Genomic DNA, 20,832 nt, shown 5'->3' on the forward strand with positions numbered 1-20,832 from the left:
TCCAGCGCAGGGTGCCGCCGCGCACGACGAATTCGGTCTGCGAGAACAGCCAGTCAGCCACGGCGCTGTGGCCGGTGGCGGGTCTGAGCGATGCCGCGCTGGCGGAAAAAATCCGCGCTGACGGCATCGATGTACTAATCGACCTGTCAGGCCACACATCCAAGCACCGACTGTTGAGCTTTGCCCGCAAACCGGCGCCGGTGCAGGTCAGCTGGATCGGCTATCCCGGCACTACCGGCCTGAGCAGCATGGATTACTACCTGTGCGACCGCTTTGTGCTGCCGCCCGGGCAATTCGACCATCTGTTCACGGAAAAGCTGGTGCATTTACCGGCCCTTGCGCCGTTCCTGCCGTACGCAGAGGCACCGCCGGTCAATAATCTGCCGGCGCTGAGCAACGGCTATCTGACCTTCGGCAGCTTCAACCGTCCGAGCAAAATCAGCCGCGCCGTGATCGCGCTGTGGTCGCAACTGCTGCGCGCTTTGCCCGACTCGCGCATGGTGCTGGGGGCGATGCGCGAGGACGGCCAATACGACACGCTGATCGCCTGGTTTGCCGCAGAGGGGATTGCACGCGAGCGTCTTGATTTTCATCCGCGCTCAAACATGCAAGCCTATCTGGCGCTGCACCATCAGGTCGATGCCTGCCTCGATGCCTTTCCCTATAACGGCGGCACCACCACCTGGCATGCGCTGTGGATGGGCGTGCCGACGCTGACGCTGGCCGGGAGCACGGTCGCGGGCCGCACCGGCGCTTGCATTCTTGGGCATGTCGGGCTGGACGCGTTGGTTGCGCAGGACGCAGCGGCATTCGTGCAGCAGGGCGTGTCGCTGGCAGCCGATAACTTTTCCACGCTGGCGAACCTGCGCAGCGGGCTGCGCAAACGTTTTGCGCAGTCGGCGGCAGGCCGGCCTGAGGTTATCGCCGCCGGTCTGGAACGCGCCCTGCGCAGCATGTGGCAGCGCTGGTGTGCCGGCTTGCCAGCAGCATCATTTGCAGTGAACTCTGCAAGCGGGCAGAACATATTTAACACGATGCAAGAGGCAGAGGTATGACATCACTCCACGAAATACCGCCGATTTATGTCACGCAGCCTTTCTTGCCGCCACTGGCAGAGTTCATCCCCTATCTGGAACAAATCTGGGAAAACAAGCGGCTGACCAATGGCGGCCCGTTTCACCAGCAATTGGAACAGGCGCTGTGCGACTACCTGGGTGTGAAACACATTTCCTTGTTCACCAATGGCACATTGGCGCTGATGACCGCCCTGCAAGCGCTGCGCATCACGGGCGAAGTGATCACTACGCCGTATTCGTTTGTTGCCACCAGTCACTCCCTGTTATGGAATGGCATTCGGCCTGTGTTTGTCGATATTGACCCTGTCACGCTTAACCTTGACCCCGCCAGGATTGAAGCCGCTATCACGCCGCAAACCACCGCCATCATGCCGGTGCATTGCTACGGGCATCCATGCGATGTAGCGGCGATCCAGAAAATTTCCGATAACTATGGTCTGAAGGTAATCTATGACGCTGCGCACGCATTTGGCGTGCAATCCGACGGCGTCAGCGTGCTCAACCACGGCGACCTGTCGGTGCTGAGTTTTCATGCGACCAAGGTGTTCAATACTTTCGAGGGCGGGGCTATTGTTTGCCACGACGCCAAAACCAAACAGCGTGTCGACAACCTGAAAAATTTTGGAATTGTGGATGAAGTAACTGTAGTGGCGCCCGGCATCAACGGCAAGATGAGCGAGGTCAATGCGGCTTTTGGTTTATTACAACTAATAGGCATTGATGAAGCACTGCAAAAACGTAAAGATGTGGACGGGCATTATCGCCGTGGCCTTGCTGATATTAACGGGATCCATTGCGTGCCCGATGCAGGTCAGGAGATTGCCAACTACTCTTATTTTCCAATCCTAGTGCAGCAGGGCTATCCGCTGAGTCGGGATGACCTGTATCAAAAGCTGTGCGATGCCGGCATCTATGCGCGCCGCTACTTCTATCCGTTAATCAGCGAATTCCCCATGTATCGGGGTATGCCTTCTGCTACGCATGCTAACCTGCCAGTGGCCACCAAGGCGGCGAATGAAGTGATTTGCCTACCTATTTATCCAGACCTGCAACCCTCTCAAATCAATCGCATCATTGATTTGATCAAGGCGTGATAGTGTGCATATGAAAACAATCATCTACGGCAATGGTGCGATAGCAAAAATACTATTCTCGTATGCGCGCCACAGCATGAATATCGTCGGCTTTACGGTTGACGACGCATGCATCGCCGATAACACCGACAGCTATCTGAAGTTGCCGCTCGTGCCGTTCAGCCAGGTAGAAAAGCAGTTCGACCCAGTTTCGCATAATATGATCATGGCGATGGGCTTCATCGAGATGAATGAGTTACGGGTAAGGAAGTATCTCGAAGCCAAACAAAAAGGCTACTGCTTCACAAGTTTTGTTCACGCGTCAGTCTTAATGCACGACGATGTAGTGATCGAAGAGAACAGCGTGATCCTGGACCAAGTTGCTATCCATCCTGGTTGCAGAATAAGGCGGGGTACTTTTATATCGAGCAATGTCAATATCGGCCATGATTGCATCGTCGGCGAATCTAACTGGATCAATTCCGGCGTTGCCATCGCGGGCGGCTGCAACATAGGTGAGGGCTGCTTTTTTGGCGTCAACTCCTCGGCAGGGCATGGATTGCGTATCGGGGCGCGTAACTTCATTGCGGCAAATACCCTAATCAACAAGCATACGGAAGACGATGAAGTTTACTTGTCTGAGCCAGGTCAGCTTTTCAAGTTGAAAAGCAAATCGTTCCTCAGGTTCAGCCGAGTACTGGATTAACCGAATGGAACGAATGAGGGAAACCGATTTGGAACAAACAGGGGCAGACACCACGGCTGATATTACAAAATCTTGTATGGCAAAAATTGTACCGGCATTTCTTTCGCATGCCAGACGCACGCCGTATAAGCAGGCGATCTGGTGCGAAGGGAACACCGCAAGCTATCAGCAGCTTGCTCAGCTGGTATGCCGCTGGTCAAACGCAATGATGTCACGCGGTGTTAAGCGTGGCGACCACATTGGGGTAATACTACCCAACAGCATCGAGTTCGTCGCCTTGATACTGGTTGCGGCTGACCTTGGCGCAGTGCTAGTGCCATTGAACACCTCGCTGACACTAGCCGCCGTGCAAAGAGCTTTTGAGGTAGTAGAGGTGAAGCATGTGGTTTCAACAGCTGCTTTATTGCAGGGTTTTCTTAGGTCTGTTTCACTAGCGGATTTCGTACTGAAAGATGGCCTATGGCTGAGCGTAGACGAAGGGTTAGATGGTGCAATACTATTAGCTGATCTGCTGCACGATGTGAAACCCGATGCCCAGCCACTCAATGCCGCCTTGGAAGAAGATGCCTTAATTCTGACCATGACATCAGGCTCCACCGGCGACCCCAAACCCATTATCCTGACGCAACGTACCAAGTACAACCGTGCCGTTGCTGCAATCGAGCTCTATGGCATCACGGAACATGACAGGACGCTGGCAGCTACGCCGCTCTATCATTCCCTGGCCGAAAGGCTGGCGCTGATTCCGCTGCTGACCGGCGGTACTTCATTGCTGATGTCCAAGTTCTCGGCTACAGCATGGCTGCAATGTGTGGCTGAGCAAACCGTTACTTTTACTATCGCTGTCTCTTCGCAGCTTAAACAGATTGCCGAGGAATTAGGCGACGAGGTTCATACATACGACACTACCAGCTTGCGCTGCCTCGTGTCTTCATCGGCATTACTGGATCACCAAGTCAAAGCTGAACTGATCTCAAAATTTAATTGCGAATTCCATGAGTGCTATGGCACTTCTGAAATCGCGATTGCATCCAATCTTGATGGTATTGCGGCAAAGGCCAAGCTCCAGTCAGTCGGCATCGCTGCCCCTGGCGTTGCCATCAAGATCATCGGCAAAAATGATGATATCGTTGGCAATGGCGAAGCCGGTGAAATTGTCTGCAAGACCCCCATGCTATTTGACGGCTATTTTAAACGCCCCGACCTGACTCAGGCGGCCATGTGGGGCGAGTACTTTAGGACAGGCGACACCGGCAAGCTGGATGAAGACGGCTTTCTCCATTTTCTGGGGCGTACCAAAGACATTATCATCTCCGGCGGTATCAATATCTATCCTGCGGATATTGAAGCGGTGGTCACTGACCATGGCTCGGTGACGGAAAGTGCTGCCTTCGCATTCCCTGACGAACGCTTGGGTGAAGTGGTTGCTATTGCGGTGGTGCCTGCCAAGAAGGCTGAGTTCGATTTGAAGCAACTCCGTTTCCACTGCTGCGAGCGGCTGGCAGATTTTCAGCAGCCAAGAAAATTCTTTGTAGTAGATGAATTACCTAGAAACGGCATGGGCAAGCTGATGAAGTTTCAGCTGATCAAGACATTTGCGCCTAATACGCCTTAAGGCCTAAAGGATAGGAGAAATTATGCAAAACAATACATCATCACCAAAAGCAGAACCATTGAAACTAGGGTTCATCGGCGGCTCCATCAATTCTGCAGTTGGCTACTCGCACTTCGTATCCTGCACCATGGATAAGCAATGGCAGTTAGTTGCAGGTTGCTTTAGCAAGAATCCGGTATTAAATCATGAAACCGCCCGGTTGTATGGGATCGGCCACGATCGCTTATACGATACCTGGCAAGACATGCTTGTCAAAGAAAAAGGTCAATTGGATGCCGTGGTGATACTCACACCCACTCCAGTACATTTTGAAAACGTTATGGCGTGCATGCGCGCCGGTATTGCGGTCATCTGCGAAAAATCTCTGGCCATTAACAGCGCCCAGGCTCAAATCATCCTTAACGTACGTAATGAGCTAAAAGCTTTTCTGGCCGTCACTTATAACTACTCTGGTTATCCGATGCTGCGTGAGCTGGCTAAAAGGATAGGTGATGGAAAACTGGGAAAAGTTCTGCACTTCCAGGTAGAGATGCCACAGGAAGGATTTATTCGTGTGGATACCCAAGGCATCAAACCTGTACCGCAATCCTGGCGTCTTTTCGACGGTGATATCCCAACCTTGCATCTGGACCTCGCAGTGCACCTGCATCAGATCATCCATTACCTAATAGGGGAAAAGCCCGTCGAACTGGTTTCGGACCAGAACCACTACGGCTGGTTTTCGGGTGTAGTGGATAACGCGAGCTGTCTGTGCCGCTATACAGGCAATGTTCAAGGCCAACTGTGGTTCAGTAAAACAGCGCTAGGACACAGAAACGGCCTGAAAGTCCGTATCTATGGCGACCAAGGATCTGCCGAGTGGTCCCAGGTTAATCCTGAGGAGTTGATGCTGTCATATGTGGACGGCCGTCGCGAGATTCTGGACCGTGCGGCTGCGGTAGAGGTCACCAATCAGCGTCGATATAACCGCTTCAAGGCAGGCCATCCGGCCGGCTTTGTCGAAGCTTTTGCAAATCTTTATAGCGATATCGCTGACGGCCTGCGCAAGTACAAGTGTACCGGCGCATGGCAGTCGGATGAAGTGTTCAGCGCCGAACTTGCACTGGAAGGCATGCATTTTTTAGAAGCAATGATCTTTTCGGCGAAAACTAGAGCTTGGAAGGTTGTTGGTGGCCCATTGAATGGGATAAGCAAGGAATTGACACTGTGTGAGGGCGCCTCATACGATTCATCTGAACAATCCCTTAAAAACCACTGGGTCGCATGTAACTAAAAAGACAAAGTGCCGAGCGGGCTTCGTAGGTCAGCTTAAAAGCCTAATTTTGTAGAAATACTTTAGAGAACAACGCAATGCAAGACAGTATTCGACTATTTGTGCTGGGATTACTCCAAAAGAAATCTAGGCTACCTAAAGACTTTGATGATACAAGTGATTTTATCAAGGCTGGTATCGTAGATTCGATAGGCATAATCAAATTTATACTGGAGCTTGAATTCAGGTTCAATGTTGAAATAGAAGATGCTGATATCGAGTCTGAAGGCTTCCGCTCTGTGCAAGGGCTAGTAACGATGATCGACAGGAAAGTCTTTGCTGGAACTGAATAAGGTGATGGTTGCCTCTAAATGCAGTCGGAAATCTCATGCCACCGAATAGAAGGTGGTAAAAATTTAAAAAATGATGAAACTCATCACTTAAAATAATAAGAAATTCTTTCCATTAAAAATTGAAAGTAAATTTAATAATGCTAGATTATAAAAAAATAATAGAATATTTTTCTATGAACATAGCGGAGGGCGATCGTTTCTTAGCCCAATCCTTGTTGCTTAGTGAAAATCGTAAGCCAATATATTTTTTCGGACGTAATGACTTATCAGCTCGTTTAAGTGAAATAATCAACACGGATGGATTTATAGATGACTATGAGCCATCTGGATCGTATTGGCACGAAAAGCCAGTTTTTTCGCTAGATCAGATCAGAAGAGATGCTGTTATCGTGAACTGCGTCATTAATTCTCGACCGAGAACAGCGTTATTCAGGATCAGAGAAGCAGGGTTTTTGCATGTGTTGTCTTATTCGGATTTATGTAGAGCGCTGCCTGATCTTGTACCATTACCAGACTTCGTAGCACACACTAGAGCAGATATAGCTGCTCACCCAGAAAAATGGAGAAAAGTCTATGAGTGCTTAGCTGATTTTGAATCAAGAGAAGTTTTCGATGATGTGCTTCGCTATAGGCTAACGGCAGATCAATCAGCATTAGACAAGTACTCCTTCCGGCCTCAGGATCAGTATTTTGAAGATTTCATGGATTTTGACCGGGAGATTTTCGTCGATGCAGGGGGATTCGATGGTGACACAACGGAGCAATTTTGTCTGAGATATCCAAACTACCAGAAGGTTTATCTTTTTGAACCGTCATCTAAAAATATTTCTCTGGCAAAGAAGCAGCTAGCAAATTTTAACTCAATTGAATTCATAGAAAAAGGTGTTTCTAATGAAGAAGGTACGCTTTATTTTAATTCAAATGAGGGCTCAGCTAGCGCTGTATCAGCGGTCGGCGATTGCACAATTAACGTAACGACAATTGATTTGTATCTTCATGAAAAAGTTTCTTTTATAAAGATGGACTTAGAGGGTTGGGAAATCAATGCACTTAAAGGTGCAAAGAATCATATTGTTAGAGATCATCCAAAACTTGCGATAGCCGTTTATCACCACCCATCAGATATCTGGGGTATTTTCGACTTTATCAACAGCCTCCGATGCGACTATCAGGTATTTTTGCGGCATTACACTGAAAGTTGGACGGAAACGGTAATGTTTTTTGTGCCGCAGAAATTTTAATTGTATGAAGTGCAGGTATTCACACCAAGCTGAAACTGAAACTGTTACGATTAAGCGGCGCAATGTTTCCACTGCGGCAATGCAAAGATTTACTGTCTGTTTGTGTTCCACTAACTCTGCCTTTTTGTAAAAGGGGTGGGGAATGGAGCATGTGCAGAGTAGATATCTACCAGTGAACGCAGGCGTCCCTGCCGCGACGAGGGAATGCGTCAGCGCAAGGCAATCCCAAAGCTTGGACTGCATCTCGCAACGGCCAATAAGATTCCAATTTTCTCCATGTCTCCTGATATAAAAATACATAAAATTCCATGAATAACATACAACAGGATGAAAAAATCAAACCAACCCTCATATTCCCCGCTGGAATGCCACGATCGTTAGATTACCTGAAAAAATGCGAACGGGAAGGATGGCCGGTAATCGGATCTTCATCATTGAATTTTGATGTTTCAAAGGGGAAGTATCCCGCATGGTCCTATTTGCCATATATCACTGAGCCGGGATTCAACGATGCACTTAGAACTGCCATTTTCGAGTTAAAAATAGGCGGCATCTATACTCCGAACCCTGTAGTCTGGAGATATCTTAACCGCGTATTGAAAGACATTAACCCAGATATTACGCTGGTTAATGATTCGCCAGTTAAGGAGGAACTGAGCGGCTACCGTGCCGCTACAAGCCACGCACGCCAATTGCTTGAAAAACCATTATCGTTGGCCTCAAGTCTAGCAGGTAAGGCATCCCTTTCCGAACTGGAAATCGCCACGCTATTCAGGCATGGCAATGTGATCCCTGGCATGTGTGACGATGAGAAAATTAGCGCTTTGTGCGAGATTTTTCGTTACAGCATCCAAGGTGATGTGGTGGAGATAGGGAGTGCATGGGGTAAATCAGCCTTCGTCCTGGCGAGATTGGCACGATGTTATGGTATCGGAAAAACCTTGTGCGTCGACCCGTGGTTGAGTGACTATTTGGTGCAGAACGATAAAGGGGGCTTGGTGGATAGCTGCATCGCGGATTATGATTGCCATGAGACATTGCGCGTCTTTGAAATGAACCTGTTGCCTTACAACGCCAACGACGTGAATTATTTACGAATGCCATCGACCGACGGCGCGCAGCACTATATCGCGCGCAGGGACGTCACTTCAGCATCTTTTGGAACAACGAACTATTGTGGTCATATCGCTATTCTGCATATCGACGGCAATCACAGTTATGCCGCAGCAAAGTCTGATATTGTGGCTTGGGGCGGCTTGGTGGTGGCTGGGGGGTGGATTGTTGTGGACGACTATATCTGGCCGTATGGCGATGGTCCGCAAAGGGTTGGCGATGAATTCCTGACCGAACATCAGGACAGAGTCGATGTCGCCTTCGTCATGGGAAGCGCCCTGTTTCTTCAGTTGTCATCGCCGTTGTCTAAAGATTAGAGGCATCTCCTGATACACAACTCCCGTCGGCTCAGCGAAGCGTAAGCCGACCCGGCGTTGTTGCATAAATAACTCTCTTGAAATCAATAGCTTACGAGCTATACAACATGATTTCTGCATAATTTCGACCAGACTTAAGGAGTGATGCGTTGCAAGTCCTTGATTCCAAAGAGCTTTTTCCGGCTGATTTATGCAACAACGCCACCTACCCGACGAAGCCAACGCAGCCAGCTTTCCCGGCCGCAAGAAATTTTTCACGTTCACCCCTAAAGGTTTTCCAGGCCCTAGCCGATAACTTGAATAACGGTGGCTTGCAGACTGTTTCAACAGACAAGGCCAGCGTGCCGGCGAGTTAGCCGGAGTCCATAACCTTTGTATTCAGGAGCCTTTCATGTCTTCAATCATCAACACCAATTCTCTTTCTCTGCTCACGCAGAACAACCTGAAAACATCGCAGTCGTCACTGACCACCGCGATCCAGCGCCTGTCCTCTGGTCTGCGCATCAACAGTGCTAAGGACGACGCCGCCGGCCAAGCCATCGCCAACCGCTTCACCGCCAACATCAAGGGCTTGACGCAAGCTACCCGCAACGCCAACGATGGTATCTCGCTGGCGCAAACCACTGAAGGCGCGTTGAACGAAATCAATACCAACCTGCAGCGCGTGCGCGAACTGACAGTGCAGTCCACCAATGGCTCCAACTCTGCTGCCGACAAGACGTCGATTCAGGCTGAAATTACCCAGCGCATGGCTGAAATCGACCGCACCTCGGCGCAAACCGACTTCAACGGCACCAAAGTGCTGTCCTCATCGGCAAAGACCCTGAACATTCAGGTTGGCGCGAACGATGGCCAAATCATCGGTATCAACCTGACGGAAATCAGCACGACGACGCTGGGCATGAAAAACTTTAACGTGAGTGGTCCTGCTGCTATCGGTACCGCTGCCGCCACGAGTTTTGATGGTATTCAAACTGCCGTGACCGCAGCAGTTTCAACTCCTCAACTGAAAGGCTTTTACGGTCAAACCACCGCGATCGCTTCGACGTCCGTAACTGAAAGCGCTCCCAATGTCTTGTCAACAGCGCTGGGCCTCGGTGCGGGCGGTGCCAGATTCACCGGCACTGCCATGACCGACAACAATGGCACTCTGTATGCTGAAATTGAAATTAAGGCAACCACCGCTGGTGAAACGTCGTCATTGATTAATCAAGGTTTCAAGGACGCAAAAATAAATGTTTCGACGTACCGCTATGTGGCGATTGACCCGGCAACAGCTCCCACGACGTCAGGTACTACTGTCGCCGCCTTCACCATCGATACATCGAAAATCACTGCTGCCAGCCTGAGTTCAGCCTCAGGGAGCACCACCAAGCCCTTGGAAGCCATCGATGCCGCACTGAAAAAAGTCGACGACCTGCGCGGCTCGCTCGGTGCAGTGCAAAACCGGTTTGACTCGGTGATCTCCAATCTTGGCGTCACCATTAACAACCTGTCTTCTTCGCGTTCGCGCATTGAAGATGCAGACTACGCGACCGAAGTGTCGAATATGACGCGCGCGCAGATCCTGCAGCAAGCCGGTACGTCGGTGTTGTCCAAGGCTAACCAGTCAACCCAGGGCGTGATGTCGCTGCTGCAGTAATCGCAGTAGGCACTGTCGCCAGCGGCCAGCCGCTGGCGACAGGTCAAGCGGCGGCCTGCGGCCGCCGTCTGCAAGCAAAGTGGGCAAGGCAATCAGGCCCAAAAAGTCCGATTGCGCTGCCCGGTCCCGCTTGGTAAATTTTTCAGGCGTGAGCGGGCAGCGATTTAGACAGGGAGTAAAAAAATGTCAATTCCAATAGTTTCGATGAATGCAGGCGATGGCTTGCAGCACAGCCAGAAAGCCACGCTGCCGGCAGCCGGCAACAGTGTGCAGCGCACGGCGTCCACTGCGCGAGCCGCCAGCGCGCCAGACAATATTTCCAGAACGCCAGCAGCCAAAGCTGCTGCTGATGCCAAGGAGGCAGAGGCTGCAAAACCCACAACCAAACAGATCCAGGAATCGTTGCAGGAGATCAATAAGGTGATGGCCGGTTTGTCGATCAGCGTGCAGTTCAAGATCGACCCCGATTACAAAGAGCTCATCGTCAAGGTCGTTGACCAGGATAGCGGCAAGCTGATCCGCCAGATTCCGACCGAGGATGTGGTGAAGATGTCCAAGGCCATGGACAACCTGAAAGGGTTGTTGTTTGCCCAGTCCGCGTGATGGCGCAGGGCAGCAAATGAACAGAAAGAACAGGAATTAATATGGCATCAGTTTCTTCTCTCGGCGTCGGCTCGAATCTGGACTTGAACAGCCTGCTCGCCAACATAAAGACCGGCGAGCAAGCACCGCTGATAGCGCTTCAGCGGCAGCAAACCAGCTATACCGCCAAGCTGTCGGCTTACGGACAGCTCAACAGTGCCTTGAGCGCGATGCAGGCGGCAGCGGCGGCACTGGCCCTTCCAGCGCTGTACCAGGGTGTCAAGGCTAGCTCGACGGCCACCGATGTGGTGAGTGCCTCGGCCCTCTCCACCGCATCGAGCGGCACCTATGCGCTGAACGTGACGCAGTTGACGCAAGCGCAGTCGCTGGCAACCACGGGCGTGGCCAGTACCACAGCCGTGATCGGCGGGGGCGCAGCGACCACGGTGACGCTTGACTTCGGCACCATTTCCGGCGGCACGCTGGGTGCCAACGGAAAGTATTCGAGCATTCCTCAAGATCCTGGCCCTCCTGTGATTCCTGCGAATCCTGTGATTTTTACCGTTGATGGCACGCGCCCGGCAACGTCGATCACCATTGATGCTAGCAACAACACGCTGGCCGGCATTCGCGATGCGATCAATGGCAATACTGCCATTGGCGTGACGGCCTCGATCGTCAATGACGGCAGCGCCACACCGAACCGGCTGGTGTTTATGTCAAAGCAAAGCGGCGAAAAATCGAGCATGCGCATTGCGGTGACGGGCGACGCGGCTGTATCGAGCTTGCTGGCGAACAACCCGGCGGGCACCCCTGCCGCACAGTTGCAGCAAACCGCCGCTGCACAAAATACGAAACTGACGGTGAACGGCATTGCCATCACAAGCGCCACCAACAGCGTGGCGGGTGCGATCCAGGACGTCACGATGACCGTGGCCAAGGTTGGGATCAGCACCTTGTCGGTGCAAAAGGATACGGGAAGCGTGCAAAGCGCAGTCACCACTTTTGTGAACGCCTATAACGGCTTGCAGAATGTCGCCAAGCAGCTGACCGCTTTTGACGACAAGAGTAAATCAGGCGCCGTGCTGCTGGGAGATTCAACCCTGCGCAACATTCAGATAACGATCCGTTCGGAGCTGACCACCCCGCAGGTACCTGACAGCAGCGGCCTGGCGATGATGTCGCAGATTGGCGTAGCGTTTCAGAAGGATGGCACCCTGTCGATTGATTCGACCAAGTTGAGCACCGCACTGGGCGGCAAAATGAGCGGCGTGGCAAATCTGTTTTCCGGTACCGCAGGCGTGGGCGGCTACGGCACCCAGATGTCGTCGCTGATTACCGGCATGACCAACACCAACGGTACCCTGACGGCGGCGACCAAAGGCATCAACACCACGCTGGATTCACTCGGCAAGCAATACACGGCGACCTCAGCCCGGATCGAAGCCACCGTGGCGCGCTATAAAGCCCAGTTCACGCAACTCGACGTGATGATGAGCGGCATGAGTCGGACCAGTTCCTATCTGACGCAGCAATTCGATGCGTTGAACAGCAAAAACTAAGTAAGGCCAATCCATGTATGCACGCAATGCGGCGGCCAGCACAGGCGCCAACAGTTATGCCAAGATAGGTCTGCAATCTGCAGTCATGAGTGCGTCGCCGCACCAGCTGATCACCATGTTGTTTGCCGGCGCCAAAACCGCCATCACCATGGCGCGCCACCACATGGCCAACCATGAAATCGCCGCCAAGGGCAATGCGATTTCGAAGGCCATAAACATCATCGACAACGGCCTCAAGGCCAGCATTGATACCGAGGCGGGCGGCGCGGCCGAAATTGCACTGGCGACCAATGTGTCGGCGCTGTATGACTACATCAACCAGCGCCTGATGTACGCCAACCTGCGCAACGACCCGGCATTGCTCGACGAGGCAGACCGTCTGCTCGACAACATCGGCTCGGCCTGGCGCGAGATCGATCCGCATCAATCACACTTGATGCCTGAAGCGTCGAATGACCACGCCACCCCACGTTTTTCTGCAGGAGCCTGACATGAGTTCTCAAAGTGAAGTGATGCATTGCTATGAGCAGATTGCCACCCTGGCCGAACAGATGCTTTCGCTGGCGCGCACTTGCCAGTGGGGCGGGTTGCCGGCGCACGAAGCGATGTACAGCGGCATGGTCGACCGGCTCAAAGAAATCGAACCGCGCGAATCGCTGCATGAAGAGCAGGTGGCGCGCAAGTATTTGCTGCTCAGCCGCATCGCGTCGCACCAGGCTGAAATCTCCAGTCTGGTCATGCCGCAGCTGCAGCACCTGGGTGAAATGCTCCGGAGCCTTGAGCAGCAGGAAAACCTTCAGAAAGCCTACGGCCAGCATTCCGACATACGGCTGTGAGCGGCTTGACGCCCCTGGTTGACACGCTGCTGGCCACGCGGCTGGCGCAGCGGGTGGACCTGGTGCTGCTCAAACCCGAAGTGCAGGTGGCTGGCCCCGGACCGGTCACGCAAGTCGAAGAAGTGATCAACGACGTCCGCCTGCCGTCGCGCGCGGCTGTGGAGCAGCAGCTTGGCGTGGGACCGCTTAAAAGCGGCCTGCGCGGCCATGGCGACATCGCCGCGCGGCCCGACCAGGCGGTGACTTTGAGCGCTGCGGCGCGTGCGGTCAGTGCCATTTTGGAAGGCGAGGCCGGTACGGCAGCGCGGGTTGTCGGCAGCGGCCCGCTGCTGCCTTCGTCGCCAATGCCGCCGCCTGCGGTGGTTGCCGCAACGCTGGCCAATACCGTCAGCCATTGCGGCCTGTTCTATGAATCGCACCTGGCGCAGTTTGCTGCTGGCGCGCGGTCGCTGGCCGAACTGGCGCAGGAGCCGCAAGCCCGGCTTGAGGGAAGCTTGAAGGCTGCGCCGGTCCTGCCGGGCTCGCTGGAGGGTTTGGGTCCGCCTGCCGCGCCGCAAGCCGATGAGGCGGCACCAGACGGCACGGGCAAGCCGGGTGGCGGCGCATCCGTGCCGGATTCAACCCGGCAAGCGCCAGGCCTTGACGCAGCCCATGCACACAAGAACGCCTACGCATTGATGCAGGAGGCTGACGGGTCAACGCCTGCGGCGAAAAGCTACGACGACAGCGCGACAAATGCCGCACGCAGCACCGCGCCTGCGCTGGCGGGCATTCATCACGATGCGGTGGCCCTGGTGCGCCAGCAGCTCGAATTGCTGGCGCAGCCGGCTTTTCGCTGGAGTGGCGAGGCTTGGCCCGCCGTGCCCATGGATTGGGAAATCCAGGAGGACGAACGCCAGCCCGCTACCGGCGACGACGCCGTGCCGCGTAGCTGGAGCACCCGGCTGGCCTTGACGCTTCCCACGCTCAGGGACATTGAAGTGCGCATCAGCCTTTCCGGCAATGCCCTGCAGGTTCGCCTGGCTGCCAGCGAAGACGCTACATGCGAGCGGCTCAGTAAAGCTCGTGCTGAACTGCCCGCGCGCCTGAGCGCGTTGGGACTTGAACTGACGGGCCTGCAGATCGGCTCGCTTGCGCCAGTTTCTGCCGCGCACGGCACGCCAAAAGCTGACCATGGCGCCTAGCTCGACGGGCGAAGGTTCAGCCGGCAGCGACATGGCGGACCGGCCCAGCGCCATTGCGCTTTCGTATGCCAACAAGAACCGGGCGCCGCTGGTGGTGGCCAAAGGCTATGGCGCCGTGGCTGACTCCATCGTCCAGCGGGCGCGCGAAAACGGCCTGTATGTGCATGAGTCGCCCGAACTGGTCCAGTTGCTGATGCAGGTCAGGCTGGACGACGAAATTCCGCCGCAGTTGTACCTGGTCGTCGCCGAAGTGCTGGCCTGGCTGTATCGACTCGAACCTGACCATTCAGCCTGATTTGCTGGCACTTCTATAAATCGATAGAAGTGATGCGAAATTGAAACGAAATAAATAAAAGTGTGTCATAGATGTAAAAATATCTAGAATATGACAAAAGCAAGGTGAAAAGCACTTTCTCTGTAGGAGATTGTCTATATCGATAAGTCTTTGAATATCCGATCAATTTATTTTGGTTTTCTGTTTTTGCTTGAAATCGCAGCTCAATAAGTGGGAAAAGGAAAAGTTATGGCTGAAACCGCAAATACCAACGAAATTGGTGATCTGAACCTGACCTATTTGCTGCTGGCCCAACGCTTGGTGCGCGAAGACGTTGCCACCGCCATGTTTCGCCTGGGTTTGAGCCGGGAAGTGGCCGATTTGCTGGGCAATCTGTCGCTTTCGCAAATTGTGAAGCTGGCCGCTTCGAGCTTGTTCCTGTGCCGGTTGCGGTTTGACGACCAGCCGATTTTGTCGGCCCTGACGCAGGACGGCAAAAGCCTGCCCTTGCAGCAGGCGCATGCGGCCATTGTGTTGTCCGGCCAGCGCATCGACGCCTTGCAATAATGTTACAAGTCGCGGATTCCAGCTTCTCGAAAATGGTTACCCAATCAAGGCGGGAAAGTCATCATGGTTGCTAAAAGCGTCATTCGCGAAGCGCGTGAGATACATCTGGCCATTGACCTGATCAAGCTGGGCGCCCGCCTGCAGTTTCTGGAAGCGGAAACCACGCTGAGCCGGGACCGCCTGATCAAGCTGTACAAGGAAATCCGGGGCGTGTCGCCACCCAAGGGCCTGCTGCCGTTTTCCACCGACTGGTTCATGACCTGGCTGGCGAACATTCATTCGTCGATGTTCTACAACATCTACCGCTTCATGGTCACGCATGGCGACTGTGCGCGGATTCCGGCGGTCATCAAGAGCTACCGGCTTTACCTGGAGCAGGTCGGTCAGCAGGGCAGCGAGCCGATTCTCGATTTCACGCGGGCCTGGACGCTGGTGCGGTTTTTTGACAGCGACATGCTGCAGCTGAGCACCTGCACGCGCTGCACCGGCCTGTTTGTTGCCCATGCGCACGAGCCGCAAAACCATTACGTGTGCGTGCTGTGCCGTCCGCCATCGCGTGCCGGCAAGACCAGCAAGACGCCGCGCGCTGTGGCAGCGAAGCCTCAGGCGGGCAAAGAGGCAAGCGTTGTGACCTCGCCGTCGCAATGGCTGGCCGACGTGATGAACGGTGCCCGCACCTGACATTGCCGCAGAGCGGTGGTTGAAACATCCTGACGTAAACATTGAATGGGGAGAGCGGCGTGCTGGTGATTCTTGGATATGCGGTGGTGCTGGGGTCGGTGTTTGGCGGCTACGGGCTGATGGGCGGGCATTTTGGCGCGCTGTATCAGCCGCTGGAGGTGCTGATCATTGGCGGCGCAGCTGTGGGGGCCTTTATTGCCGGAAACGATGCCAAGACGATTCGCGCCACCTTGAAGGTACTGCCCACCTTGCTGAAGAAATCGAAAAGCCACGACAAGGCGCAGTACATGGAGCTTCTCGCCTTGATGTTTTCGCTGCTGTCCAAGGGCCGCAAGGAAGGCATGATGGCGCTGGAATCCGATGTCGAAGATCCGAAGAACAGCGCCATTTTCTCGGCCTACCCTCATATTTTGGAAGATACGCCTGTGCTGGTGTTCATGACCGATTACCTGCGCCTGGTCGTCAGCGGCAGCACAGACCCGCATGAGATTGGCGAGCTGATGGAGCAGGAAATGGAAACCTATGAGCACGAAGGCAACATTCCTGCCCACAGCCTGACGCGCGTGGGCGATGCGCTGCCGGCGCTGGGCATCGTCGCGGCCGTGCTGGGCGTGGTCCATGCGCTGGCGTCAGCCGACCTGCCGCCGGCAGAGATGGGCCAGCTGATTGCGCATGCGATGGTTGGAACCTTTTTGGGCATCTTGCTGGCTTATGGTTTTGTTTCCCCGCTGGGAACCCTGATCGAGCACAAGGTGTCCCACTCCCTGAAAGTCTATGAATGCATCCGGGTCACCCTGCTGGCCAGCCTGAACGGCTACGCGCCGCAGCTGGCGGTCGAGTTTGGCCGCAAGGTTCTGCTGTCGACGGAGCGGCCTTCGTTCGCCGAGCTGGAAAGCCATGTGCGCGATGCAAAGGGCCGCTAGAGCGAACCGCCGGGATGTGCCATGAGTTCCGATAAACGCCCGATCATCATCATCAAGCGCAAGGTGATCGCGGCCGGCCACCATGGCGGTGCCTGGAAGATTGCTTTTGCCGACTTCATGACGGCCATGTTCGCTTTTTTCCTGGTCATGTGGCTGCTGTCGTCGTCCTCGCCCAAGCAACTAAGGGGCATTGCAGAACATTTTCAGATGCCGCTGAGCGAAGCGCTCAAGGGCGGGCCGGCGATCAACAACAGCCCGAGCGTGATTCCGGGCGGCGGCGACCCTGCGGTCATCAAGGATGAGGTCAAGAAGCCGAAAAGCGAAGAAGACCTCGATGAGATGGCCAATGCCGAGGACACGAGTCGCCTGGACAACCTGAAACAAAAGCTTGACGAAATGATCGAGTCGAGCCCGCTGCTCAAGCAGTTTCGCCCGCAGTTGCTGATCGACATCACGCCCGAAGGCTTGCGCATCCAGATTGTGGACAGCAGCAACCGGCCGATGTTCGACCGGTCCAGCGCGGTGGTGGTTTCCTACATGCACAACATCCTGCGAGAGATCAGCCCGGTCATCAATGCCCAGCCCAACAAGATCACCTTGTCGGGGCACACCGACGCCACCCAATACGCGCAGGGCGACAAGTCCTACAGCAACTGGGAATTGTCGGCCGACCGGGCAAATGCGTCGCGCCGCGAACTGGTGGCCGGCGGCCTTCAGGAGGTCAAGATATTGCGGGTCATGGGCGTTGCATCGAGCATGCACTTGAACCAGGAGGACCCTTTTGCGCCCATCAATCGCCGCATCAGCATTGTTGTGCTCAACCAGCGTGCCCAGGCCGCCATCGAGAAAGCCAATGTGGCCAATGCCACCGGCGGGCTGGCCCGGCCGGGCGCTTCGCCGCAAGGCCCTGCCGGCCAGGCGGCCGTGAAGCTGTCAACCGTCACGCCCGGCCCGAAGAGCTGATGCCGTGGCGGCCAGTGCATTGAAGTGTTGGCCGAGAGCGCAGCCCGTCGCATGAAGCGCTGATCTGGCCGGTCGCCCGGCTCTTATGGCGCGGGCGCGCCACCTACAGATCAGGCGCCACCGCCAGAATCCCAACCAAGAAGCCTACAAGATGGACATTACCCAGTTTTACCAGACCTTTTTTGAAGAAGCCGACGAACTGCTGGCGGAAATGGAGCAACTGCTTCTGGGGCTTGACCTGCAGGCGCCCGACAGTGAAGACCTCAATGCCGTGTTTCGCGCGGCGCATTCGATCAAGGGCGGCGCCGCCACCTTTGGCTTTGTGGCGCTGACCGACACCACCCACCTGTTAGAGAACCTGCTGGACCGCGCGCGCCATGGCGAGCTGACGCTGAGCACCAAGATGATGGATGTTTTTCTGGAGACCAAAGACGTGTTGCAAAAACAATTGAGCGCTTACCGCGAGGGCACGGAGCCCGAGCCGCAGATGGTCGCGCAGATTTGCGCCGTGCTGCGCCAGCTGGCGCTTGAGGCCAATACCGCCGCTTCGCCCACGGCGCCGCCTGCCGTAAAAACGGTGGCGCCTGCGACCGCGCCGGTTCCTGTGCCGGTGTCTGCTGCCCCAGCGCAGGCCGACGGCAACCCGCCGGCCATTCCAACGCTGAAGGTCCGCTTCACGAAAGTTTCGGAGCATGACCAGAAGCTGCTGGCCGAGGAAATGGCCAACCTTGGCACCGTGCTGTTGCAGACCGCCGAGGCCGACAGCCTGACGCTGTGGCTGCAGACGGCGTGCGATGCCGATGACCTGGTGGCGGTGAGCTGCTTCATCGTGGAAACCGAACAGATCGACATCAGCACCGGGACGCCGGCCGAGGAGCCGGCGCCGCAGCCTGAAACCCCGGCCGTCCTTGCTGAGGTGGCCGCCGCGGCACCCTCGCCGCTGCCCGGTGTCGTTCCTGTGCCTGCCCCCGCCGCGCCAGCCGCCGCCCAGGCCAAGGAGTCCAATTCCATCCGGGTCGATGTCGAAAAGGTGGACCAGATCATCAACCTCGTCGGCGAACTCGTGATCACCCAGTCGATGCTGACGCAAACCGCCTCCACCCTGGACCCGGTGCTGCACGAGCGCCTGCTCAGCGGCTTGGGTCATCTGGAGCGCAATGCGCGCGACCTGCAGGAGTCGGTGATGTCGATCCGCATGATGCCGATGGACTATGTGTTCAGCCGTTTTCCGCGTCTGATACGCGACCTGTCGGCCAAGCTGGGCAAGCAGGTGCAGCTGGTCACGGTCGGCAAGGAAACCGAGCTCGACAAGAGCCTGATCGAGCGCATCATCGACCCGATCACCCACCTGGTGCGCAACAGTCTGGACCACGGCATCGAGACGCCGGCGCAGCGCGCCCTGGCCGGCAAGGACGCTATGGGCCAGCTGACGCTGTCGGCGCAGCACCAGGGCGGCAGCATCGTGATCGAGGTCAAGGACGACGGCGGCGGCCTGGCGCGGGACAAAATCCTGGCCAAGGCGCAGCAGCAGGGCATCGCCATTGCCGACAATGCGCCCGACGAAGAGGTCTGGCTGCTGATCATGGCGCCGGGTTTTTCCACCGCCGAAGCTGTTACCGATGTGTCGGGCCGGGGCGTCGGTATGGATGTGGTCAAGCGCAACATCCAGGAAATGGGCGGCCATGTCGAGATTTCTTCGGTGCGGGGCAAGGGCACGACGATCAGGATTGTGCTGCCGCTGACGCTGGCCATCCTCAACGGCATGTCGGTCAGGGTCGGCAACGAAATCTACATCCTGCCGCTGAACTACGTCATCGAGTCGCTACAGCCCCAGTCCGAAGACCTGCACGCCATCACCGCCGACGAGCGTGTGCTGCATGTGCGCGGCGAGTACCTGGCGCTGGTCGAGCTGCACAAGCTTTTTGCTGTGGCCGATGCCGTTCACAACCCGACGCAGGCGATTGTCGTCATCGTGCAGGCTGAGGGAACGCGTTTTGCGCTGCTGGTGGACCAGCTGGTCGGCCAGCACCAGGTGGTGGTCAAGAACCTGGAGACCAACTACCGCAAGGTGCCGGGCATTTCCGCCGCCACCATCCTGGGCGACGGCAACGTGGCGCTGATCATCGACGTCGCGGCAATCCAGCGCACCCATCGGGAAAAGAAGGCGCGCTGAACACGCTACTTTGCTGCAGATCAAGGGCTTTGGCGGTTTTTGGTGTTGCCCTTGCTTGCTTGCTGAAGCCTTGGGCTGGGTTGTCTTTTTCCTGCTTTTTTGGTTTTTTGGGTGTGGAGCGCCTTCCCGGCGGGGGGTAACTTTCTTTTCTGGCAAAAAAGAAAGTCACCAAAGAAAGTTGCCTTGGGATCGGGAGCGGATCAGAGCTGGGCGCTCTGACGGGCCATCGCTTCGCTGGGCCCTGGGTTCCTTGATCGGCGGCTGGTGGCGATGCCGATGGCTGGCTGGTTTTACCGCTCGTTCGCCAACAGCTTCACGCTCTGCTTGATCTGGCTGGCTGGCTGGCTGGCTGGCTTGCGCTGCGTGCGTCGATTTTGATCGTTGGCTGTTGGGGAAGCAGAAATTTCCGATGTACCCCTGTCATGCCTGGCTTGACCCGGCATCCATGAATTCGGGGTCATGGATTGCGGGTCAAGCCCGCAATGACAGCCATTTAAAACCGGCACTTTTACAATTTCCGACTCCCTCAGCTGTTAGTTGCCGGCTGTGCCATTTTTTTCCTCGCCCTTTGAGTGCGCGCTTGTGGGTCAGTGGCTGCGGAACAAGGATGGTTCTTTTCACTGTTCGCTGTCAGCCTTCTGGCCTTGACCGAGGAAAAAATGGGAAAGAAACTGCCTGCAGTGCTTGATGCACAAAAGA

20 protein-coding genes are annotated in these 20,832 nt (G+C 55.4%); all 20 read left to right on the forward strand.

The genetic code is table 11. The features are described 5' to 3' along the window. The first annotated feature begins 74 nt into the window (after nt 1-74). The 20 genes from ACP7AD_RS10960 to cheA all read left to right on the forward strand — a co-directional run bounded on the left by ACP7AD_RS10960 (nt 75) and on the right by cheA (nt 20,133). Nucleotides 75-1,055, forward strand: coding sequence for a hypothetical protein (locus ACP7AD_RS10960; RefSeq protein WP_426166128.1), 981 nt, complete (start codon nt 75-77; stop codon nt 1,053-1,055). Continuing rightward, a complete protein-coding gene (gene vioA / locus ACP7AD_RS10965; RefSeq protein ID WP_426147312.1) occupies nt 1,052-2,170 on the forward strand; it encodes a dTDP-4-amino-4,6-dideoxy-D-glucose aminotransferase VioA in 1,119 nt (372 codons plus the stop codon). The genes ACP7AD_RS10960 and vioA overlap by 4 nt, the downstream gene beginning before the upstream one ends. A gap of 10 nt (nt 2,171-2,180) precedes the next feature. Beyond that, nucleotides 2,181-2,855 (forward strand): acetyltransferase, encoded by a 675-nt coding sequence (locus tag ACP7AD_RS10970; RefSeq protein ID WP_426147314.1) that lies wholly within the window; start codon nt 2,181-2,183, stop codon nt 2,853-2,855. Between the two features lie 13 nt (nt 2,856-2,868). Next, the gene (locus ACP7AD_RS10975; protein ID WP_426147316.1) at nt 2,869-4,470 is read left to right on the forward strand and encodes a class I adenylate-forming enzyme family protein; all 1,602 of its coding nucleotides are present in this window, start codon (nt 2,869-2,871) and stop codon (nt 4,468-4,470) included. Between the two features lie 22 nt (nt 4,471-4,492). Next, nucleotides 4,493-5,743 carry a Gfo/Idh/MocA family protein gene (locus tag ACP7AD_RS10980; protein ID WP_426147317.1) on the forward strand — a complete coding sequence of 417 codons (1,251 nt, stop codon included), beginning with the start codon at nt 4,493-4,495 and terminating at the stop codon, nt 5,741-5,743. Nucleotides 5,744-5,820: 77 nt separating this feature from the next. Further along, on the forward strand, nt 5,821-6,075 hold the full coding sequence (locus ACP7AD_RS10985; protein ID WP_426147319.1) for an acyl carrier protein: 255 nt from the start codon (nt 5,821-5,823) through the stop codon (nt 6,073-6,075). Between the two features lie 137 nt (nt 6,076-6,212). Next, entirely contained in the window at nt 6,213-7,316 is a 1,104-nt protein-coding gene (locus ACP7AD_RS10990; RefSeq protein ID WP_426147321.1) for an FkbM family methyltransferase, read from the forward strand. A 308-nt stretch (nt 7,317-7,624) separates the two neighbouring features. Continuing rightward, the gene (locus ACP7AD_RS10995; RefSeq protein ID WP_426147323.1) at nt 7,625-8,746 is read left to right on the forward strand and encodes a class I SAM-dependent methyltransferase; all 1,122 of its coding nucleotides are present in this window, start codon (nt 7,625-7,627) and stop codon (nt 8,744-8,746) included. A gap of 391 nt (nt 8,747-9,137) precedes the next feature. After that, on the forward strand, nt 9,138-10,388 hold the full coding sequence (locus tag ACP7AD_RS11000; protein ID WP_426147325.1) for a FliC/FljB family flagellin: 1,251 nt from the start codon (nt 9,138-9,140) through the stop codon (nt 10,386-10,388). 183 nt (nt 10,389-10,571) lie between these two features. Then, nucleotides 10,572-10,991 carry a flagellar protein FlaG gene (locus ACP7AD_RS11005; RefSeq protein WP_426147327.1) on the forward strand — a complete coding sequence of 140 codons (420 nt, stop codon included), beginning with the start codon at nt 10,572-10,574 and terminating at the stop codon, nt 10,989-10,991. Between the two features lie 41 nt (nt 10,992-11,032). Beyond that, nucleotides 11,033-12,532: a flagellar filament capping protein FliD gene (gene fliD, locus ACP7AD_RS11010; RefSeq protein WP_426147329.1), complete on the forward strand. Its 1,500-nt coding sequence runs from the start codon at nt 11,033-11,035 to the stop codon at nt 12,530-12,532. Nucleotides 12,533-12,545: 13 nt separating this feature from the next. Further along, nucleotides 12,546-13,022, forward strand: coding sequence for a flagellar export chaperone FliS (gene fliS / locus ACP7AD_RS11015; protein WP_426147331.1), 477 nt, complete (start codon nt 12,546-12,548; stop codon nt 13,020-13,022). 1 nt (nt 13,023) lies between these two features. Next, nucleotides 13,024-13,368 carry a flagellar protein FliT gene (locus ACP7AD_RS11020; protein WP_426147333.1) on the forward strand — a complete coding sequence of 115 codons (345 nt, stop codon included), beginning with the start codon at nt 13,024-13,026 and terminating at the stop codon, nt 13,366-13,368. 5 nt (nt 13,369-13,373) lie between these two features. Continuing rightward, nucleotides 13,374-14,552: a flagellar hook-length control protein FliK gene (locus ACP7AD_RS11025; RefSeq protein WP_426147335.1), complete on the forward strand. Its 1,179-nt coding sequence runs from the start codon at nt 13,374-13,376 to the stop codon at nt 14,550-14,552. Beyond that, on the forward strand, nt 14,542-14,847 hold the full coding sequence (locus ACP7AD_RS11030; RefSeq protein ID WP_426147337.1) for an EscU/YscU/HrcU family type III secretion system export apparatus switch protein: 306 nt from the start codon (nt 14,542-14,544) through the stop codon (nt 14,845-14,847). The genes ACP7AD_RS11025 and ACP7AD_RS11030 overlap by 11 nt, the downstream gene beginning before the upstream one ends. Before the next feature lie 228 nt (nt 14,848-15,075). Beyond that, the gene (gene flhD / locus ACP7AD_RS11035; protein WP_036805039.1) at nt 15,076-15,393 is read left to right on the forward strand and encodes a flagellar transcriptional regulator FlhD; all 318 of its coding nucleotides are present in this window, start codon (nt 15,076-15,078) and stop codon (nt 15,391-15,393) included. Between the two features lie 63 nt (nt 15,394-15,456). Next, nucleotides 15,457-16,074, forward strand: coding sequence for a flagellar transcriptional regulator FlhC (gene flhC, locus ACP7AD_RS11040; protein ID WP_426147339.1), 618 nt, complete (start codon nt 15,457-15,459; stop codon nt 16,072-16,074). A gap of 59 nt (nt 16,075-16,133) precedes the next feature. Beyond that, on the forward strand, nt 16,134-16,997 hold the full coding sequence (motA, locus tag ACP7AD_RS11045; protein ID WP_426147341.1) for a flagellar motor stator protein MotA: 864 nt from the start codon (nt 16,134-16,136) through the stop codon (nt 16,995-16,997). A 21-nt stretch (nt 16,998-17,018) separates the two neighbouring features. Further along, nucleotides 17,019-17,960 carry a flagellar motor protein MotB gene (gene motB / locus ACP7AD_RS11050; protein ID WP_426147342.1) on the forward strand — a complete coding sequence of 314 codons (942 nt, stop codon included), beginning with the start codon at nt 17,019-17,021 and terminating at the stop codon, nt 17,958-17,960. 151 nt (nt 17,961-18,111) lie between these two features. Further along, nucleotides 18,112-20,133 (forward strand): chemotaxis protein CheA, encoded by a 2,022-nt coding sequence (gene cheA, locus ACP7AD_RS11055; RefSeq protein WP_426147344.1) that lies wholly within the window; start codon nt 18,112-18,114, stop codon nt 20,131-20,133. Nucleotides 20,134-20,832: the final 699 nt, after the last annotated feature.

Origin of the sequence: Polaromonas sp. DSP2-3-2b2 (assembly GCF_049895905.1) — a bacterium.
Lineage (GTDB): Bacteria > Pseudomonadota > Gammaproteobacteria > Burkholderiales > Burkholderiaceae_C > Polaromonas.